This is a genomic window from Marinobacter bohaiensis (assembly GCF_003258515.1).
Classification (GTDB): domain Bacteria; phylum Pseudomonadota; class Gammaproteobacteria; order Pseudomonadales; family Oleiphilaceae; genus Marinobacter_A; species Marinobacter_A bohaiensis.
On record NZ_QGEH01000001.1, the window covers coordinates 600,222 to 616,929 of the forward strand.

The 16,708-nt window shown below is 64.0% G+C and carries 17 protein-coding genes; 6 read left to right on the forward strand and 11 right to left on the reverse strand.

The window, feature by feature from the left end; genetic code table 11:
• Nucleotides 1-26: 26 nt before the first annotated feature.
• Complete coding sequence (locus DKK67_RS02620; protein ID WP_111494126.1) at nt 27-1,643, forward strand: toxin-antitoxin system YwqK family antitoxin; 1,617 nt, start codon at nt 27-29, stop codon at nt 1,641-1,643.
• Nucleotides 1,644-1,726: 83 nt separating this feature from the next.
• The gene (locus tag DKK67_RS02625; protein ID WP_162628725.1) at nt 1,727-3,826 is read left to right on the forward strand and encodes a WD40/YVTN/BNR-like repeat-containing protein; all 2,100 of its coding nucleotides are present in this window, start codon (nt 1,727-1,729) and stop codon (nt 3,824-3,826) included.
• 64 nt (nt 3,827-3,890) lie between these two features.
• Here the strand turns inward: DKK67_RS02625 and DKK67_RS02630 are convergent, their stop codons facing one another.
• From DKK67_RS02630 to DKK67_RS02640, 3 genes are all read right to left on the reverse strand, one after another.
• A complete protein-coding gene (locus tag DKK67_RS02630; protein WP_111496735.1) occupies nt 3,891-4,439 on the reverse strand; it encodes a TFIIB-type zinc ribbon-containing protein in 549 nt (182 codons plus the stop codon).
• Between the two features lie 151 nt (nt 4,440-4,590).
• Nucleotides 4,591-4,971 carry a DUF2750 domain-containing protein gene (locus DKK67_RS02635; protein WP_111494130.1) on the reverse strand — a complete coding sequence of 127 codons (381 nt, stop codon included), beginning with the start codon at nt 4,969-4,971 and terminating at the stop codon, nt 4,591-4,593.
• A gap of 72 nt (nt 4,972-5,043) precedes the next feature.
• Nucleotides 5,044-5,523, reverse strand: a complete 480-nt coding sequence (locus DKK67_RS02640; protein WP_111494132.1) for a nucleoside deaminase — start codon at nt 5,521-5,523, stop codon at nt 5,044-5,046.
• A gap of 407 nt (nt 5,524-5,930) precedes the next feature.
• Here DKK67_RS02640 and DKK67_RS02645 point away from each other — a divergent pair, with 407 nt between their 5' ends.
• The 3 genes from DKK67_RS02645 to DKK67_RS02655 all read left to right on the forward strand — a co-directional run bounded on the left by DKK67_RS02645 (nt 5,931) and on the right by DKK67_RS02655 (nt 9,120).
• Nucleotides 5,931-6,917, forward strand: a complete 987-nt coding sequence (locus tag DKK67_RS02645; RefSeq protein ID WP_111494134.1) for an ABC transporter substrate-binding protein — start codon at nt 5,931-5,933, stop codon at nt 6,915-6,917.
• A gap of 97 nt (nt 6,918-7,014) precedes the next feature.
• The gene (locus DKK67_RS02650; protein ID WP_111494136.1) at nt 7,015-8,052 is read left to right on the forward strand and encodes an ABC transporter permease; all 1,038 of its coding nucleotides are present in this window, start codon (nt 7,015-7,017) and stop codon (nt 8,050-8,052) included.
• A gap of 12 nt (nt 8,053-8,064) precedes the next feature.
• Nucleotides 8,065-9,120 (forward strand): quaternary amine ABC transporter ATP-binding protein, encoded by a 1,056-nt coding sequence (locus DKK67_RS02655; protein WP_111494138.1) that lies wholly within the window; start codon nt 8,065-8,067, stop codon nt 9,118-9,120.
• Between the two features lie 48 nt (nt 9,121-9,168).
• Here the strand turns inward: DKK67_RS02655 and DKK67_RS02660 are convergent, their stop codons facing one another.
• From DKK67_RS02660 to DKK67_RS02680, 5 genes are all read right to left on the reverse strand, one after another.
• Nucleotides 9,169-9,954: a substrate-binding periplasmic protein gene (locus DKK67_RS02660; protein WP_111494140.1), complete on the reverse strand. Its 786-nt coding sequence runs from the start codon at nt 9,952-9,954 to the stop codon at nt 9,169-9,171.
• A gap of 118 nt (nt 9,955-10,072) precedes the next feature.
• Entirely contained in the window at nt 10,073-12,019 is a 1,947-nt protein-coding gene (locus tag DKK67_RS02665; RefSeq protein ID WP_111494142.1) for a methyl-accepting chemotaxis protein, read from the reverse strand.
• Nucleotides 12,020-12,263: 244 nt separating this feature from the next.
• Entirely contained in the window at nt 12,264-13,172 is a 909-nt protein-coding gene (locus tag DKK67_RS02670) for a dienelactone hydrolase family protein (protein WP_204355712.1), read from the reverse strand.
• An 84-nt stretch (nt 13,173-13,256) separates the two neighbouring features.
• A complete protein-coding gene (locus DKK67_RS02675) occupies nt 13,257-13,610 on the reverse strand; it encodes a VOC family protein (RefSeq protein WP_111494146.1) in 354 nt (117 codons plus the stop codon).
• A 78-nt stretch (nt 13,611-13,688) separates the two neighbouring features.
• Complete coding sequence (locus DKK67_RS02680; RefSeq protein ID WP_111494148.1) at nt 13,689-14,021, reverse strand: YnfA family protein; 333 nt, start codon at nt 14,019-14,021, stop codon at nt 13,689-13,691.
• Between the two features lie 131 nt (nt 14,022-14,152).
• Here DKK67_RS02680 and DKK67_RS02685 point away from each other — a divergent pair, with 131 nt between their 5' ends.
• The gene (locus DKK67_RS02685) at nt 14,153-14,548 is read left to right on the forward strand and encodes a DUF1090 domain-containing protein (RefSeq protein WP_162628726.1); all 396 of its coding nucleotides are present in this window, start codon (nt 14,153-14,155) and stop codon (nt 14,546-14,548) included.
• A gap of 2 nt (nt 14,549-14,550) precedes the next feature.
• Here DKK67_RS02685 and DKK67_RS02690 read toward each other — a convergent pair whose 3' ends face one another.
• The 3 genes from DKK67_RS02690 to DKK67_RS02700 are packed head-to-tail and all read right to left on the reverse strand — an operon-like array spanning nt 14,551 to nt 16,675.
• Complete coding sequence (locus DKK67_RS02690) at nt 14,551-14,862, reverse strand: hypothetical protein (protein WP_111494152.1); 312 nt, start codon at nt 14,860-14,862, stop codon at nt 14,551-14,553.
• A gap of 31 nt (nt 14,863-14,893) precedes the next feature.
• On the reverse strand, nt 14,894-15,427 hold the full coding sequence (locus DKK67_RS02695) for a response regulator transcription factor (protein WP_111494154.1): 534 nt from the start codon (nt 15,425-15,427) through the stop codon (nt 14,894-14,896).
• A complete protein-coding gene (locus DKK67_RS02700) occupies nt 15,428-16,675 on the reverse strand; it encodes a sensor histidine kinase (protein ID WP_111496736.1) in 1,248 nt (415 codons plus the stop codon).
• Nucleotides 16,676-16,708: the final 33 nt, after the last annotated feature.

A 16,708-nucleotide genomic window follows, 5' to 3' on the forward strand; every position in this document is an offset into this window, starting at 1 on the left:
CCGAACATGATGGAAAGGACGCAATCATGCGATTACTGCTTCTGCTTCTGACATTGGCCTTTGCGCTGCCGGCCTTGGCCGGCCAGCGGGTCTGGCTCAATGCATCCGAAGACTTCTACGACCCGGCCGATCCCAATGACCGGCAGGTCTACTACATCACGCTGCCGCTGGAAAAAGCGGCGGACGGTGAGAAATACACCGTGGCGATGTATCACGCCAACGGCGCACTGGCCATGGAGGGCTTTGCGCCCGATCCCGAGTGGACCAACCGGGCGCTGATCGGTGCATTCCAGACCTACTACGACGATGGCTCACCGGGGGCGTCCGGTCGCTACAAGCCGCAGCAGCAGGACTGCGGCTGCGGGCATCGTCACTCCGTCCAGGACGGACGCTTCGCCGCCTACTACCAGAACGGTCAGGTCCAGTACGACAGAACCTACGTGGATGGCGTCCTGCAGGACGGTGACTACCAGGAGTTTGACGAGCAGGGCCGGGTCACCCGGGAGTACACCTACCGCAATGGCGGCTATGACGGCGTGGTCAAGGAGTATGAGCAGGGTCGGCTTGTCCAGGAAACCCATTACCAGGATGGCCAGCGTGAAGGGCTGCTGGTTCGTTACGAGGCGGGTGAGCCGGTGTTCCGCAAGATGTATCGGAACAACAAGGCCAATGGCGAAGAGGTCAGCTTGAAGGATGGCCGTAAGCGCCGGGTGTATCAGTACGTCGACGGCCTCAAGCGGGGCGTCCAGAAGGAGTATCACGCCAACGGCGTGCTCAAGGAAATCTGGGTCGCCGGTGAGCGGTCGCTGCCGGTGGGGGAGCATGCCTTCTACAACGAGCAGGGCGTGCGCACTCGCCTGATCGACACCAAACGCAATGAGCGCGGAGACGAACTGGCCGAAACGGATCTGCAGTACGACGACCAGGGCCGTCTTACCTATCGACGGGTGGAGCGGGACGATTATCGCCTGACGGAAAAGTACGACGAGGCGGGCGAGCTCGTCGAACGTTCCGAGCGGGATGAGAACGGGCGCCAGGGGCTATACCTGCGCGACGGTTACGGCCATATCCGCGCTCATTACGTCGACAGCGAGTTGCATGGAGCGTATCGGGAAATGTCCAGTAATGGCGCGACCACGGAGGGTCACTACGTCCATGACAGGAAAAATGGCCTCTGGGTGGATGAGCGGGCTGACGGCTCCCGAGTCGAGACCCACTACCGCATGGGCGTGAAGCACGGTGCTTACGCGGTCTATGACGCCGACGGCAAGCGGGTCCAGCACGCGAATTACGTCGACGGCGAGCTGGATGGGAACGTGGATATCGTCAGCGGTTACGGTCGTCGCGTGGTGGCGGGATTCAGGCAAGGCGAGCGGCATGGTGACTTCCGGGCCTACACCGACGATGGCCGCCTGATCGAGAAAGGCCATTACGTCAACGGCGAGCCGGACGGAGCCCTTTACTCCTTCAGCCGCGATGGCCGGATGGAAAAGAAAGAGTCCTACAGCAACGGGACGCCGGACGGTGAGTGGCTGCAGACCAGCTACGACGGCGCCATCGCCAGCCGCAAGGTCTACCGTCAGGGCGACCTCGTCACCGAGATGACGCGCGAAGACAGGGGCCGGTCGTCGAGCCTCTTCTGAGGCCCACGGCATCACTGCAAACAGGGACTGGCCGTGCAGCCCGGGCGGGCGCATGGCTCATGCATCAGGAAGACGTGCTTTTCATGAAATCAAGAATCTGGATGACCGCATTACTGGCCCTGCTCGTCGCCGCGCTGATCGGCGGACTGGGCTACCGGGCCTACGTTGACGCCAACCGGCCCCAATTGACGTTTCAGGAGCGCCTGCGTGCCGGCGTCGACGGGGCGCAGGCGTACATGTTCTTCGACATCGATGATGCCGGCGGCGTGGTGGTGGCCGTGGGCGAGGCCGGACAGGTCCGGCGCTCCACCGATCAGGGCAAGACCTGGCAGGCTGTGGCCACCCCGACCGAGTCGACGCTCGCCGCGGTTACCTTCGCTGACCCGCAAACGGTCTGGGCTGCGGGCCATCAGGGAACCATTCTGCGGTCCAGCGACGCCGGCCTGAACTGGAAACCGGTCACCGTATCGGCTGAGCTGCCCGAGGGCTTCGTGGCGTTCGACGTGCTGTTTACGTCGCCCGACACGGGGTACATCGCCGGGTCCGAAGGCACCCTGCTGACAACCACCGATGGAGGCGATCAGTGGGCGGAGGTCCCGTTGACGTACCGCCAGTCCGATGGCCACTTCTACAGACTGCATCAACTCAGCTCGGGCGACATTGTCATTACCACGGCAGGCGGCTCCCTGCTCCGTCGCTCGGCGGATACGGGAGAGTGGGCTCTTGAGAGCGTGGGCTGGTCCCGAGAACCCCTGTATGGGGTGCTTGAGCTGGGCGACGGCTCATTGATGGCCTACGGCACCGGGGGCGTTGTCTTCCAGCGGCTGGCCGACAGCGATGACTGGGAGAAGCTCGAAGTGACCAGCGAAGCCGATTTCTACAGCGGCTTTGTCACCGGGGATGGCACCGTCGCACTGGCGGGAAATCGCGGCGTCATCATGCGCCGGATGGCCGGTGCCAAGGCCTTTTATGCGGATCCGGACCTGCCCCGGGGGGCCATTCTGGCAACGGACCGGCTGGCTGACGGGACGCTCTTGCTGGCCGGCCGCGCCGGGCTGGGGCGCCGCACGACCGAGGGCTATGAGTTCGTTGGCCAGGAGGCCGGCAGTGTCGGCCAGTTCCGCAAGCGGCAGCTCCGGGCCATGCCGCTGACCGGTCATCTGCTGAGCCTGGAGGCGCATCGACCGAGCTACTGGGGGCGGCCCCGGGAACAGGCATCCGAGGTGCGCTGGTTTCAGTGGCAACTGGCCATGCGGTCCTCCGATGAGGACAGGACGTCGGCGTCGGATCTGCTGACGCCGGGGATCTACCAGCAGGTGGCGTCGTTCCAGGAAGACCTGGCACAACGACTGGATATCCGTCCCTCCAGGGCTCAGTCGGTCTGGTCGGGGAGCCTGGAGATGCGCCTCATGGCTGGGCGCTATCGCCGAGGCATCCTGCACGTGACGGCGGATACCGCCCGCTACGATGAACTCGGCGAGCCTGAGCGCCTGGCGCTGGTGCGTCGCATCGAGGAGGGCGGTTACCAGGGGATTTACACCAGCCTGGACTACACGACCGCGTCGTTTGTGGTGGACGAAACCGATATCCGGGATCGGGTGACACCGGAAAACGCCGTCGAGCTGGCCGGCCAGGTGAACGCCCTGGCCTCCAGCGACGCGCCCTTCGAGGTAACCGGCGCGCAGCGTTTCCGTTTGCGAGTCGTTGACGCGGAACCGCAGCCCGAGAGTGCGGACGCTGCCTCAGCAAACGACGGGCCGGCTATTCAGGCGTACAGCGTGACTCTGGATCCTGAAATACGGCGCTGTGAGAGTGGACCGGTCGTGTCCGCCGCCATGGCGTTGCAGGCGCCGGTATCGGCGCTTGAAGGCACGGGGACGACATTGTCTGTTGCCGATCAGGCGAGCTGGATCCGCGCCAGTGAGGAAGAGGGCAGCTGGAAGTGGTTCGCGCCGGGCGCCACGCCGCGTTACAGCTCGGCATCCTACGGCCACTGGGGGGACGATGAATGCCCCAGTGTGGTGATGCTGGTCTACCCGAAACCCGGCTCCAGGGACCTGCGCCCGGCGCTTGCTGATGCCATCGACAAGACGCTGGCGAGTGCGGATTCCGGCCTGACGCCGAAGGATCTGGTGATCAAGGCGTACGCCCTGGAGCGCACGGCTTTCCCCGCCCAGCCGTGAGCGGACGGGCCCGCCTTTCGGGCGGGCCATTGGCTACTTTGTGGGGGCGTGCTGAAGCCGGGCTTCAGCGCACCGCCGAGTAGGGATCCTGGGCCAGGATGTAAGCACGCAGGTCGGCCCTGTTAGCGTTATTGCGCAGCCACTCACGGACGTCGCGGGCCTTGCGGTAGTCGTCTTCGCCAAACCGCTCCTGATAGATGTCCTCAAAGGTTTCCCGGGCGCTTTGCGTGCGAATGGCCTGCTGCCACTGGTCGGTGAAAATCCGGTTCAGGGAGCCGGCCAGGTTGGCCAGTTTGAGGTAGGTCCACTCGCCCTTGTCCATCCAGATACCACCAACCCTGGGGCTGTAGTCCAGCTTGTGGTCGCTGTCGTTGGCGATGTGGTACTTGTGCATGATGGCGCCGGTGGCCGGGCACAGCAGCGCGTGCTGGGTATCTTCAATCTCGAAGTCGGCGTGCTCAGCGACCGTGAACTCCGGATTGTTTTCCTTCCAGGCCACGTAATCCTCGACCAGCAGCCAGTCGCCGCCGCAGTGATTGCAGGCGCGGGCTCTCAGTTGGGGCTCCAGAAAGTTCGGGATCAGTTTGCCCTGTTTGCAGCTTGTGCAGTTCATGGCGGGTTCCTTGTTGTTGCGGCTCATCGTCCTTGGCAGGTTCGGTGGCGGCGTCGCGCGCCGCCGGTATTCATGCTATCCAAAGGCTGCGCTGCCCGCCCGGCCGACCCTGTAAACATTTGTTATGGATCGGTCCCGGACAGGGGGCGAGTCAAAAGCTCATCTCATCCTGCAGGTCTTTCTTCACATCCTCCGGCTCGGCAATCCACAGGGTGCCGTCGTTGCCCGGAAACACGCCGATCTCCAGGCCGTCCCGGGTCAGACCGGGGACCCATTTCCTGAAAAATTCAGGCAGGGACAGGCTTTTCGGGACAAGTCCGTCGGAACCCGCGGCATAGTCGGCGGCAAAGGCTTCGCTCGGCCAGACCGGCAGGTAGGCGACGCCGTCCTCGTCGGACACGATTTTCAGGAACTGGTTGTCGCCGTTGACGAGGATCCAGATTTCCCGCTCTTCCATGACGGTGTCGAGGAAGTAGTCGAAACGTTCCTCGCCGTCGAGTTCGAGGATGGTCTGTCGGGGTTCTTGATTCATGGGGAGACTCTCTCGTCGGTCGGGTCGGTGCGTGACGTAATATACCACGGCACGGGGGCGCCGGGCCCGGGATCAGTGGGCGCTGTGCAGGCGTCGATGCAGATCGCGGACGGCCTCGGCCAGTGCCGGCTCCGGCCCATCCGTCGTCACGCCCGGCACGATGTCGCCGATCGGCAGGGGGCGCACCGGCGCGGTGGCCACGCCGAGTTCGGTCAGCCACTCGGTCAGCTGGGCGGAGGAACTGGCGTAGACAATCCGGCCCAGGCCGACCCAGCCGTGGGCTGCCGCGCACATGGGGCAGTGTTCGCCGGAAGTGTAGACCGTGGCTCGCGCCCGCTCCGCCGGCGCCAGATGCGCCGCCGCCCAGCGGGCGATCTCGAATTCCGGGTGGCGCGTGTGATCGCCCGAGGCCACGTGGTTGTGGTCCTCGAACAGAACTTCACCATCGCCGGAGACCAGCACCGAGCCGAAGGGCTCGTCGCCGGCTTCCAGGGCCTGGGTGGCCAGTTCCACGCAACGGCGCAGATGTGCTTTGTCGGTGTCGTCGATCATGCGTTCTCCTGTTGAAGGGGCTCCGGCATGAGTAGTGCTCTGTGCAGAATGCATGGATGTAAGCGAATGCTTACGGACCACCGGAGATTTTTTGAGTTCTAAATAATTCTGGCATGCCAAGGGTGCTATAAGCACGCTTTTCGCGATAGTGATCACTTGCTTTTTTGTGGTTTTTGGCGTCTAAATGTTGCCATCCGCTTGCATCTTGATGAGAAATGCTTAACCTTGGTCGCGAACTTTTGCGAAAGGCATTTGCTTTGAGGCTTAAAAAACCTCCAACACTTCCCTCCCTGTTTCCGATCGTTTAACGATCAGGGTCCGTCTGTCGGGCCTGTCATCCTGTGTTATCCCGAAGCACCTGAAAACCGATTAAAAAGTCCCTAAAACTTCCAAATAAGGATCAAGCTATGCGTAAGCTGACTCAAGCGGCTTTGCTGTGCGCGGCTGCTCTTCCCACGATTGCACTTCCGTCCCTGGCGCAAGCCGATGAGTGCGGTGAAGTTTCCATCACCCAGATGAACTGGGCCTCCAACGAGGTGGTCACCAACGTGGCCAAGTTCCTCATGGAGCAGGGCTACGGTTGCGATGTGTCGGTGGTTCCGTCCGACACCGTGCCGGCCATCACCTCCGTCGCCGAGAACGGCGAGCCGGACATCGTCACCGAACTGTGGGTCAACTCCACGGGCAAGGTCTTCGACCGTCTGGAATCCGAAGGCAAGATCGAGCGTCTGGGCAAGGTCCTGCGCCCGGGTGGTGTTGAAGGCTGGTGGATCCCGACCTACCTGGCCGAAGAGCATCCCGAGCTGAAAACCATCGAAGGCGTGATGGCGAACCCGGAGCTGGTGGGTAACCGTTTCAACAACTGCCCGGACGGCTGGGGCTGCCGTGTGGTCAGCGACAACCTGATCCGCGCCCTGGACCTCGAGTCCTCCGGCATCGAAGTGTTCAACCACGGTTCCGGTGAAACCCTGGCGTCCTCCATGGGCTCCGCCTACGAGAACCAGGAACCCTGGTTCGGCTACTACTGGGGCCCGACCGTGCCGCTGGGCAAGTACGACATGACCAAAGTGGACATGGGCGAGTACAAGCCGGACGTGCACGAAGCCAACCAGACGCCGGATGCCGAGAATCCGGGTGTCTCCGCGTTCCCGGCGGCGCCGGTCCTGACCGCCGTCACCACCGACTTCAAGGAGCGTGAGCCGGCCGTTGCCGATATGCTGAGCAAGCTGCACTTCAAGACCAGTGAGATGAGTGCCCTGCTGGCCTGGAAGGATGCCAACAGCGCGTCTGGCGAGGAAGCGGCTGTGTACTTCCTGCAGAACAACCCGGACACCTGGTCCAAGTGGCTGAACGATTCCGCACGCGAGAATCTGTCGGCCCTGCTGAACAACTGATCAGGCTGGTTCGACCGGGTGGGAGCCTTTGCTCCCGCCCGATCTCCTCTCTTTCCCCTATCCATCATCTGGCGGCTTCGTCCGCGGACATAACACCATGGCAACCTACGATTTTCTCTTCTCGTCTCTCGGGCTCAGCGAGTGGTGTTCCGAGAGTGAGAGCAGCGCGCCGACCTCCATGGCGGACCTGCTCTCCAAAACCCAGGGCAAGGAAGCCGCGACCGACACCAGCATCTGGGACCTGCCGTTCCCGTCCATGGATGCGCTCAACAAATCCTGTTCCGCCTTTCCCCAGTCCCGGGATCTGACCCAGGGCCTGGAGCAGGGCTTCCTGAATATCAAGGACGGTCTCAGCGTCGTGCTGGACCCCATCACCCAGCCGTTGAGCTGGGCCCTGGACGGCGCCCTCTACGGCATGCTGCACACTCCCTGGTGGATCGTCATTCCGGTGCTGATGGCCATCGTTTTCGTGGTCACCCGTTCCTGGAAACTGGTGTCGCTGGTGGCCGGGAGCATCATGCTGCTGTCGTTCATCGACTACTACGACTACGCCATGCAGACGCTCTCCATTATCTTCGTCTGCGCGTTCATCTGTGTGCTCATCGGTATTCCCATCGGCATCGCCATGTCCCGCAGCAACATGATGCAGCGGCTGACGATCCCGGTACTGGACATGCTCCAGACCCTGCCGCCGTTCGTGTACCTGATTCCGCTGATCTTCCTGTTCAGCGTGACCGAGTCCAAGCTCTACGGCATCGCCATCATTCTTTATGCCATCGTCCCGGTGGTGCGCCTGACCAACCTGGGCATCCGCCTGGTGGACACCGATGTGATCGAGGCTGCCGATGCCTTCGGCATGACCCCGCGGCAGAAGCTGTTCAAGGTGCAGATCCCGCTGGCGCTGCCCAACATCATGGCCGGCGTGAACCAGACCATCATGATGAGCCTGGCGATGGTGGTCATCGCTTCGCTGGTGTCCGCACCGGGCCTGGGCGTGCTGGTCCTGCGCGGTATCCGCAACCTGGAACTGGGTGTGGGGCTGGTGTCCGGCCTGGGCATCGTGATCCTGGCGGTGATCCTGGACCGGGTGACCAAGGCATCTCTGGCGCGCATCAACGCCGCCCAGTCGCAGTAGGGAGGAATCATCGTGTCAGAGAACATCAAGATCTCGATCAAGAACCTGTACAAGATCTTCGGCGCCGAGCCGGAGCTGGCCCTGGAGCACGTCAAGAAGGGCATGGGCAAGGCCGAACTGCAGGAACGCTTCAATCACGTGCTGGGTCTGCGCGACATCAACATCGATATGCGCGAAGGCGAGATCACCGTGATCATGGGGCTGTCCGGGTCCGGTAAATCGACCCTGATCCGCCACGTCAACCGGCTGATCGAGCCCACCGCCGGCCAGATCGTCGCGGACGGCCAGGACGTGCTGCAGAAAAGCCAGGACGAGCTGCGCCAGATGCGCCGCGAACACATGTCGATGGTGTTCCAGAAGTTCGGTCTGCTGCCGCACCGGACCGTGCTGGAGAACGCCGGCATGGCGATGGATGTGCGCGGCGTGACCACCCGCGACTTCGAGGCGGATGCCCGCCACTGGCTGGCCCGGGTGGGGCTGGAAGGCAACGAGGAGCAGTACCCGCACCAGCTTTCGGGTGGCATGCAGCAGCGTGTCGGCATTGCCCGGGCGCTGGTCTCCAACGCGCCCATCATGCTGATGGACGAGGCTTTCTCGGCGCTGGACCCGCTGATCCGGTCGGACATGCAGGACCTGCTGCTGGAACTGCAGGAAGAGCTGCACAAGACCATCGTGTTCATCACCCACGATCTGGACGAGGCGCTCAAGCTGGCGGACCACCTGGTGATCCTCAAGGACGGCGAGGTGGTGCAGCAGGGCGATCCGCAGCACATCCTGATGAACCCGAACGATCCCTACATCGTCGACTTCATCTCCGACATCAATCGCGCCCGCGTGCTGCGCGTGCGTTCGGTGATGACACCGGGGCTGCCTGCCGGCGATGGCTTTGCCGGCGACCTGGTCGAGACCGACAACCTGGAGTCCGTGCTGGGCCGTTCCGGCGGTGACACCAGCCTGAGCTTCCGGGTGGTGCGGGACGGCGAGCCGGTCGGCACCCTCGATATGAAGGACCTCACCCGGGCGCTGGTGCCCACCTCCGCTTCGGAGGAACGCACCCAGGCCCGATAGGGGCGAGCGACGGCCGGTTCGTCCGATCGCGGCCGTGTGGCGCGGCCATCAAAGCCCGTAGCGTGCCTCGATCGCCTGGACGGTGCCGTCCTGGCGAGCGTCGTCCAGGGCTTCCTGCAGGCGGGCGACCCGGGCTGGGTCCGTCTGCTTGCTGATGGCGAGATAGAAAGGCGTCTCGCCGAACGACAGCACTGGCCGGAGCCCGGTGATGCCCGCTTCCTGTTCGGCAATCAGCGGGCCGGTCAAACCATCGGTGGCCCAGAGGTCGATCTGGCCCTGGGCCAGCCGCAACGGGTTCTGGCGGTCGATACCCGAGGTGATCACGTCCAGGCCCTGCTCCGACAGGTACTTGCTGATAATCCCGCCCTTGTAGCCTCCGATCTTCAGCCCGCGGGCGTTGTCCAGCGTGGCCAGGGTCCGCGTCGAATCGGGCGCGGCAAACAGCGTCCAGCGCATTTGCGCCAGCGGGCCGACCCACTGGAAGCTGTCCTCGCGCTCGGCGTTGCGGGCGGTGCAGAACAGGGCGTGGTCGGCGTGTTCCTGGACCCACTTGTAGCCGAAGTTCCACTCGCGGATCTTCATGGCGTAGCTGTAACCGGCTCGCGCCATGATGACTTTGACGATATCCGTACACAGCCCGCCGATGTCCTCCGCCTTGTGGGCGTAACTCTGACCGGACTGGGAAATGCTGTAGGGCGGGTAGTTGTCGGTGAAGATGTGGAAATCCACGGCCGCCCGGGTGGGCGAGGCCGCCAACAGGGCCAGCAGCAGGGAAGCCGGCCGCAGCCAGCGGGACAGACGTGTCGCGGCGGGGCGGTACGTCGCTTTGGGCATGGGTGTGTTCCTCCGGGTCGGGCTTGTCGAATCCGTTTCGACCGACCGCCGGCGCCGCCGACGATCGGATGACCGTATCGTTTCCTGGTTGCTCAGGGAGCGGATGAAAGGGGCCTCCTCAGGTCCTGAAGCGCTGCACCAGGCCGTTGAGCTCGTCGGACAGCGTGGTCAGGCTTCTGGCATCGCCGCTGGTGGCCTGGGCCAGTTCGGCCACCTGCTGGGCATCGCCGTGGATGTGGCTGATGTGCTGGTTGATGTCTTCCGCCACCTGATGCTGCTCCTCCGCCGCCGTGGCGATCTGGGTGTTCATGTCCCGGATCACGTCCACCGATTCGCGGATGCGCTCGAAGCTCTCGCGGGTGAGGTTGATCTGGCTGACCGTTTCCCGGGACACATCCAGGCTGGCGTCCATTTGTTGGGCCATGTCGTGGGTGCGCGCGAGCAGGTTGCCCAGCAGGGTGTCGATTTCGGTGGTGGAGTCCGAGGTGCGTGCTGCCAAAGAGCGAACCTCCTCGGCCACCACGGCAAAGCCGCGCCCCTGCTCGCCGGCCCGGGCGGCCTCGATGGCCGCGTTCAGGGCCAGCAGATTGGTCTGTTCGGCGATGCCGCGAATGGTGTCGAGGATGGACTGGATCGCGCTGCTCTCATTGGCCAGTTGGCGCATGGACTCCGCGGAGCTCTCGATTTCGCCGCTGAGCCGGTCGACGCTGCTGACCGCCGCGTCGATCTGGCGCTGGCCGTCGTGGGCCTGACTCTGGCCGGTTTCGGCCGAGGTGGCGGCCTGGGTGCAGGACTTGGCCACTTCGTTGGAGGTGGCGACCATCTCGTGGAAAGCCGTGGACACCATCTCCACCGCTTCGCGCTGACGTGAGGCGGCTTCGGCCATCTTCACCGAGACGCCGGTGGAGTGATCCGAGGTGCTGTTGATCTGCGCGGCCGCGTGGCCGATGCGTTGCACCAGATCCCGGATGGAGCCCAGGAACTGGTTGAACCAGCCCGCCAGATTGGCGGTTTCGTCGCGTCCACGCACGGGCAGGTCGGTGGTCAGGTCGCCTTCGCCCTGGGCAATGCCCTCCAGTCCCTGGGTCACCGCGCGGATCGGCCGCACGATCATATTGGCGAAGAAGGCGCCGACCACCGCAAACAGCAACGCCAGACCCGCCGCCATGCCGACGATCAGCCAGGTCAGGTGGGTCGCGCTGCTCATCACCTCATCCTGCTGGATCAGTCCGATAAAACGCCAGCCGAGGGCGTCCGACGACCAGACGTTGGCCATGTAACGCTCGCCGTCGATCTCCAGCGACACCAGGCCCGGTTTGGCGTCCACCAGGGGCGCGTAATCGTCGCCGATGGCTCCGAGCTGCTTGAAGTTGTGGTCCGGCTCGCGCGGATCCACCAGTACGTTGCCGTTGCCCTCCACCAGCATCAGGTAGCCGCTCTCGCCCAGCCTGATCTGCTTGACGATGTCGGTGAGCTGTTTGAGGGAGACATCGATGTTGACCACGCCCCCGTTGTGCCCGAGATCGTTGCCGAAGGTGCGTACCGTGCTGATCAGCGACACGTCATCCGCCGCCCAGTAGTAAGCGTTGGTGCGGAAGGTTTCACCGGGTTTGGCCATGGCGCTCTGGTACCAGGGGCGTGAGCGCGGATCGTAGTCGCTGAGCTCGCCACCCGGCCAGAACAGGTAGCCACCATCCCTGACGCCCAGCTGGATGTAGGCGTACGCCGGATGGCTCTGCGCCAGCTCGTCGAACAGTTGGAAGATGTCGGCGTCCTGTTCGCCTGGAGGCCGCTGCGCGGCGTCCTTGTCGAGGTAACGCTTGAGGCCGCCTTCATGGATGTTTTCCAGCAACGGATGCTGGGCGAGGTAGTTCACATTCTGTTCGATAGCCTGGAAGAACAACGTCATGGCGTTGTCCACTTGCCGGATCTCCCGGCTGCTGCTATCGAGGAAACCCTGCCGCGCCTCGTCGCGCAGGCTCATCACAATCAATACGGCCACCAGGATCAACGGCACACAGGCGATCACCGAGAAGGCCAGGGTCAGTTTCTGCTTGATATTCATTATTCACGCTTCTCCAGCACGACAACACAACGCTCAAGAGAGACTACAGCTATTACGGTAATATGGTATACCAAAAATGTTGACAATATGTATCGAAATTAGCGGGGCTGTTGAAGTCAGGCTGTGATGGGCGTTCTGAACATGGCGGCGGGCGTCCCGGACGGGTCAGTCCCGGGACAGTACCGGTAGGCTTGGGGAATAGCCCGAGGCCGCGTCCTGGCGGCTCCGGGGTTCGAAAGCTGTCTTAGCTCAGGTGTTCGGCGAAGAAGTCCAGCGTCCGCGACCAGGCCAGCTCCGCTTCCTCTTGCGAATAGCGGGCGGTGGAGTCGTTGTGGAAGCCGTGGTTGACGCCGTCGTAGGTGTGCGCGGTGTAGTCCACGCCATGAGTCTTCAGGTTGGCTTCGTAATCCGGCCAGGTGGCGTTGACCCGATTGTCGAGGCCGGCGAAGTGCAGCATCAGCGGGGCGCGGATTCCGCTTTGCAGGGAGGCGTCGGCGGGGGTGCCGTAGAAGGGAACGGCGGCGTCCAGGTCGTCGCCCAGGGTGGCGGCGAGCATGTTGGAGATGTAACCGCCGAAACAGAAGCCGACAGCGCCCAGCTTGCCGTTGCTGAGTTCATGGGCCCTGAGGAAGCGGGCTGCGGCGATGAAGTCTTCCTCGATCCTGGCCCGGTCGAGGCTTGCCTGCAGGGCGCGCCCTTCGTCGTCGTTTCCCGGGTAGCCGCCGACCGGATACAGCGCATCCGGCGCGAAAGCCACATAGCCCTTGATGGCCAGGCGCCGCGCCACGTCCTCGATGTATGGATTCAGGCCCCGGTTCTCGTGGGCCACCAGCACCACCGGCGCCGTTCCCGCGAGAGCCTCGGGCACTACGAGGTAGCCGCGCCCCTCACCATGGCCCAGCGGCGACGGGAACAGGGTGTAGGTCGCGGTGATCCGGTCGTCGTTGAACGACACCTGTTCCGCCTCAGCGTAGTTGGGCATCAGCGCCGAGGTCAGCGCGCTCATGCTGAAGCCCAGCGCCGTCAGGGTACCGAGCTTGTTGATGAAGGTCCGGCGATCCATCAGCCCGTGGGCATAGGCGTCGTACCAATCGAAGGCTTCCTGCGGAATAGGGCGGGGGCCTTTGGCGGAAGGCGAATGCCGGGTTGTCATGATTCCTTTCTCCATGCGGACCGGGGGGAATGCCGTCAAGCGCGGCTTCTTCAGTGTAGGTGCAAACCGGGTGGTTATGGGGCGCTAGTCGCCGTGCACCAGAATATTAACCAGCCGCCCGAACGGATCGCGGACAAAGAACCGGCGCACGCCCCAGGGTTCGCTAACCGGGCCGTATTCGATGGGCACATCGGCGGCCTGGAATCGGGCCCGGGCGGTGTCGAGGTCGTCCACTTCGATGGACAGGTCCGGCACCGGCGTGCCCGAACCGCCTTCACGGCCGAAGCTGAGCTGAACCATCATCTTTTCCTGTGATCCATAGGTCTGGAACCAGCCGTGATCCATCAGCCGTTCCAGCCCCAGGATGTCGCCGTAGAAGGCCTGGGCGGCGTCGAAGTCCGCTGTGGTGATGTTGGCCATGATGCGTCGGACTTTCATTCGTTCCTCCCTGAGCGATCGTTCTGTTGATGGATCTCCCCGGCAGTGTAGACGAGCAACACTCGTTGCCAATGGCCATCAGCTACCGCGGGGAGCAAACATGATGATGGCCATCCCGAGTAGCGCGACGGCGGAACCCACCAGATCCCAGACCGTCGGGCGAATGCCGTCCACCGCCCACAGCCACAGGATAGCCATGAAAATGTAGACGCCGCCGTAGGCCGCGTAGACCCGTCCCGCCGCGGTCGGATGCAGTGACAGCAGCCAGGCGAAGGCCGCCAGGCTGAGGGCGCCCGGTACCAGCAGCCAGATGCTCCGGCCTTCGCGCAGCCAGAGGTAGGGCAGGTAGCAGCCAACAATTTCGGCCAGGGCGGTGACCAGGAACAGGGCGAGGGTTTTCAGTTCAGGCAACGGCGGATCTCCGGGTTCGGGCGAGCGTCATGCGGTTGAGCATACACGATGGTGCCGGCTCTATGATTTTCCCCGTGATGCTGCTAGTAATGGCTGACGCCCAAATCCGAAGACAGAATAAGGACGTTAGAATGCGACGAGTTCCGGGAAAATGGATTGCCACACTCCTGTTGTTGGGCACGACCACCGCGATCCAGGCGGGCCCTCTGTGCGACGCCAGGGAGGCCAACGTACAGAGCCAGCTGGACGCCGCCCGGCAGCAGGGCAACGCTCACCGCATCGACGGCCTGGAGCAGGCGCTGGCGAGCATCCAGACGCATTGCCGCGACCAGGATCTCCTGGAAGATGCCGAGGACGAACTCCGCGAGAGCATGGACGAAGTGGACGAGCGTCAGCGGGAGCTGGAAGAGGCCCTGGAAGAGGGCGACCGCGACAAGATCGAAAAACGCCGCGACAAACTGCAGGAAGCGACCGCGGAGCTTGAGGCGCATACGCGGGAACTGGAGGCGCTGCGGGGCAAACTGTAATGTCAGTCGGGCGTTGAGCGTTGTTCAGCGCCGCGGTCCAGCCGCTGTCGATTCCCCGCCAGAAATCCCAGCCCTTCCCCGTCGGGTGCCGGGCACGACTGCGCATCCGGCCGGCCGAGATGCGCCTGAAACGCCGCCGTCAGGTACACCGTCAACTCACATTGGACACCGCCGGATTGGTGCCGGTAGCCGGCCGCCATGTCCGGCGGCTGACCGGCCTGCCGGTAGACAGCGGACAGCGTCTCCTCCAGCTCGCTCAAACGCGGCTGGGCCAGCAGGGCGTCCCCCAGGGGGATGGCGTACCAGTCGGTCACGGGCCTCTCCTTCGGTCGGTGTTGCTTCTGTCTACTCACGCCACAGCGAATGCTTGTTCAGTTTGCGCTGCAGGGTGCGGCGATGCATGTTCAGCGCGCGGGCGGTGGCCGAGACGTTGCCCTGGTTGGCGTTCAGCACGCGCTGGATGTGCTCCCACTCCATCTCCTGGATCGATGGCGGCAGGTCGCGCAGGGGGCGCGGTGCCTTGAGTTCGTCGAAGCCGGCGATCAGTTGCGTGGCGGTTACCGGCTTGCACAGGTAGTTGACGGCGCCGCGCCGGATGGCCTCGACCGCCGTGGCAATACTCCCGTAACCGGTCAGCACCAGCACTTTCATGCGCGGATTGCGCGACAGCAGTTCCGGCAACAGGCGCAGGCCACTCTCGCCGGCCAGGTTCAGGTCCAGGACGCACCGGGTGAAGGCGTGCTCCGCCGTTTTCACGATGGCAGCGTCCGGCGTGTGCGCGATGGCGCTGTTCACGCCGTGGCGTTTCAGTGAGCGCTGCAGCACCTGCAGGAAAGCGTCGTCGTCATCGACGAGCAGCCAGTTGGGGGATTCGTCCATTCAGTCTCCGTGCGGCGCGTGGGGCAGTTCGATGATCATGGTTGTACCCCGGGGTGTCGATATGGCCTTGAGGGTTCCCCCCAGACGCTGGATGGTGGCGTTGGAGAGGAGCAGCCCCACCCCCAGGCCCTGCTCGGACCGGACGACATCGTTGCCCAGGCCGGCCTCATCCAGCCGGTCCGATCCGCTGCCCCGGTCCTCCACCACGATCGCCACCGCCGATTCCCCGGTTTCCCGAACACTGACCGCGACCCAGTCGGGGCTGGCGGAAAGCGCATTGTCCACCAGGTTGAGTATGGCCTGATCGAGCGTCGCGTCCACGGCAATCGCCGTCGTCGGGAAGGGGCGACGCCACTCAATGGTGCCGGAGGGCCACAGCAGGGTGGCGGATTCCATCAGCCGGGCCATCCAGCGATCAGCGCCGATGCGTTCCGTGCGGGCCGAGCGGACCTGCACGGCGGCGTCGGAAAGCTGTTGGAGGTGATCGCAGCACAGGTTGATCTGCTGTTCCATGAGGTCCAGGTCTTCGCGGTCGCTGTGCGGGGGCCGGTTGGCACGCATTTCCTCAATCAGCAGCGCGACGGTGTTCAACGGAGTGCCCAGACGATGGGCCACGCCGGCGGCGGAAAGCCCCAGCGCGATGACCTGCTCGTCTCGAAGCCGCGCTTCACGGGTGCGGGACAGCTGAGTCTGCTGCTCCCGGATCTGCCGGACCAGGGCGCCCACCACCAGCAGCAGGATCACGGCGGTCAGCGCGAACGCCACGCCCATACCCAACAGGTGCAACTGCGCCAGATCGCCGCTGTGATGGTGCCCGGCCATTGATGACGGCCAGCGCATCTGCACCGCGTAGGCGAGGATGCCGATCAGGGTCAGACCGATACCCTGGCGCAGGGGCAGCAGCACGATGCCCACGGCGATGGGGAGCAGCAGCAGGGACGTCAGGGGATTGGCGTAGCCACCGGTGAGCAACAGCCAGCCGGCGATCAGCGCCAGATCGGTCACCAGGGATGCGCCGACAACCCAGGCGGTGGTGGGCGGGCGCCGCACGAACCAGGTGTAGCTCAGCGCCGAGAACGCCGCGTAGAGCGCACACAGCATCAGCGCCGACAGGGTGAAGTAGCGCGGCACGACGGTGTGCGTCACGACCAGGGTGACCAGTTGCATCCCCACCACCGACAGACGCATGGCCAGGAGGTAACGGGAGGCGCGCCGGTAGCCGCTTTGCGATTGAGTGAGCCATTCCATGGCCGGCATTCTAGCCGGTTTGCGCGGTCAGGG

Coding starts and splice junctions, on each gene's coding strand:
- DKK67_RS02675 (WP_111494146.1), bottom strand. CDS start 13,610: ATGAAAGTCCGACGCATCATGGCCAACATCACCACAGCGGACTTCGAC.
- DKK67_RS02630 (WP_111496735.1), bottom strand. CDS start 4,439: ATGAACTGCACAAGCTGCAAACAGGGCAAACTGATCCCGAACTTTCTG.
- DKK67_RS02620 (WP_111494126.1), top strand. CDS start 27: ATGCGATTACTGCTTCTGCTTCTGACATTGGCCTTTGCGCTGCCGGCC.
- DKK67_RS02640 (WP_111494132.1), bottom strand. CDS start 5,523: ATGATCGACGACACCGACAAAGCACATCTGCGCCGTTGCGTGGAACTG.
- DKK67_RS02695 (WP_111494154.1), bottom strand. CDS start 15,427: ATGGACGAATCCCCCAACTGGCTGCTCGTCGATGACGACGACGCTTTC.
- DKK67_RS02650 (WP_111494136.1), top strand. CDS start 7,015: ATGGCAACCTACGATTTTCTCTTCTCGTCTCTCGGGCTCAGCGAGTGG.
- DKK67_RS02645 (WP_111494134.1), top strand. CDS start 5,931: ATGCGTAAGCTGACTCAAGCGGCTTTGCTGTGCGCGGCTGCTCTTCCC.
- DKK67_RS02670 (WP_204355712.1), bottom strand. CDS start 13,172: ATGACAACCCGGCATTCGCCTTCCGCCAAAGGCCCCCGCCCTATTCCG.
- DKK67_RS02685 (WP_162628726.1), top strand. CDS start 14,153: ATGCGACGAGTTCCGGGAAAATGGATTGCCACACTCCTGTTGTTGGGC.
- DKK67_RS02665 (WP_111494142.1), bottom strand. CDS start 12,019: ATGAATATCAAGCAGAAACTGACCCTGGCCTTCTCGGTGATCGCCTGT.
- DKK67_RS02660 (WP_111494140.1), bottom strand. CDS start 9,954: ATGCCCAAAGCGACGTACCGCCCCGCCGCGACACGTCTGTCCCGCTGG.
- DKK67_RS02635 (WP_111494130.1), bottom strand. CDS start 4,971: ATGAATCAAGAACCCCGACAGACCATCCTCGAACTCGACGGCGAGGAA.
- DKK67_RS02625 (WP_162628725.1), top strand. CDS start 1,727: ATGAAATCAAGAATCTGGATGACCGCATTACTGGCCCTGCTCGTCGCC.
- DKK67_RS02700 (WP_111496736.1), bottom strand. CDS start 16,675: ATGGAATGGCTCACTCAATCGCAAAGCGGCTACCGGCGCGCCTCCCGT.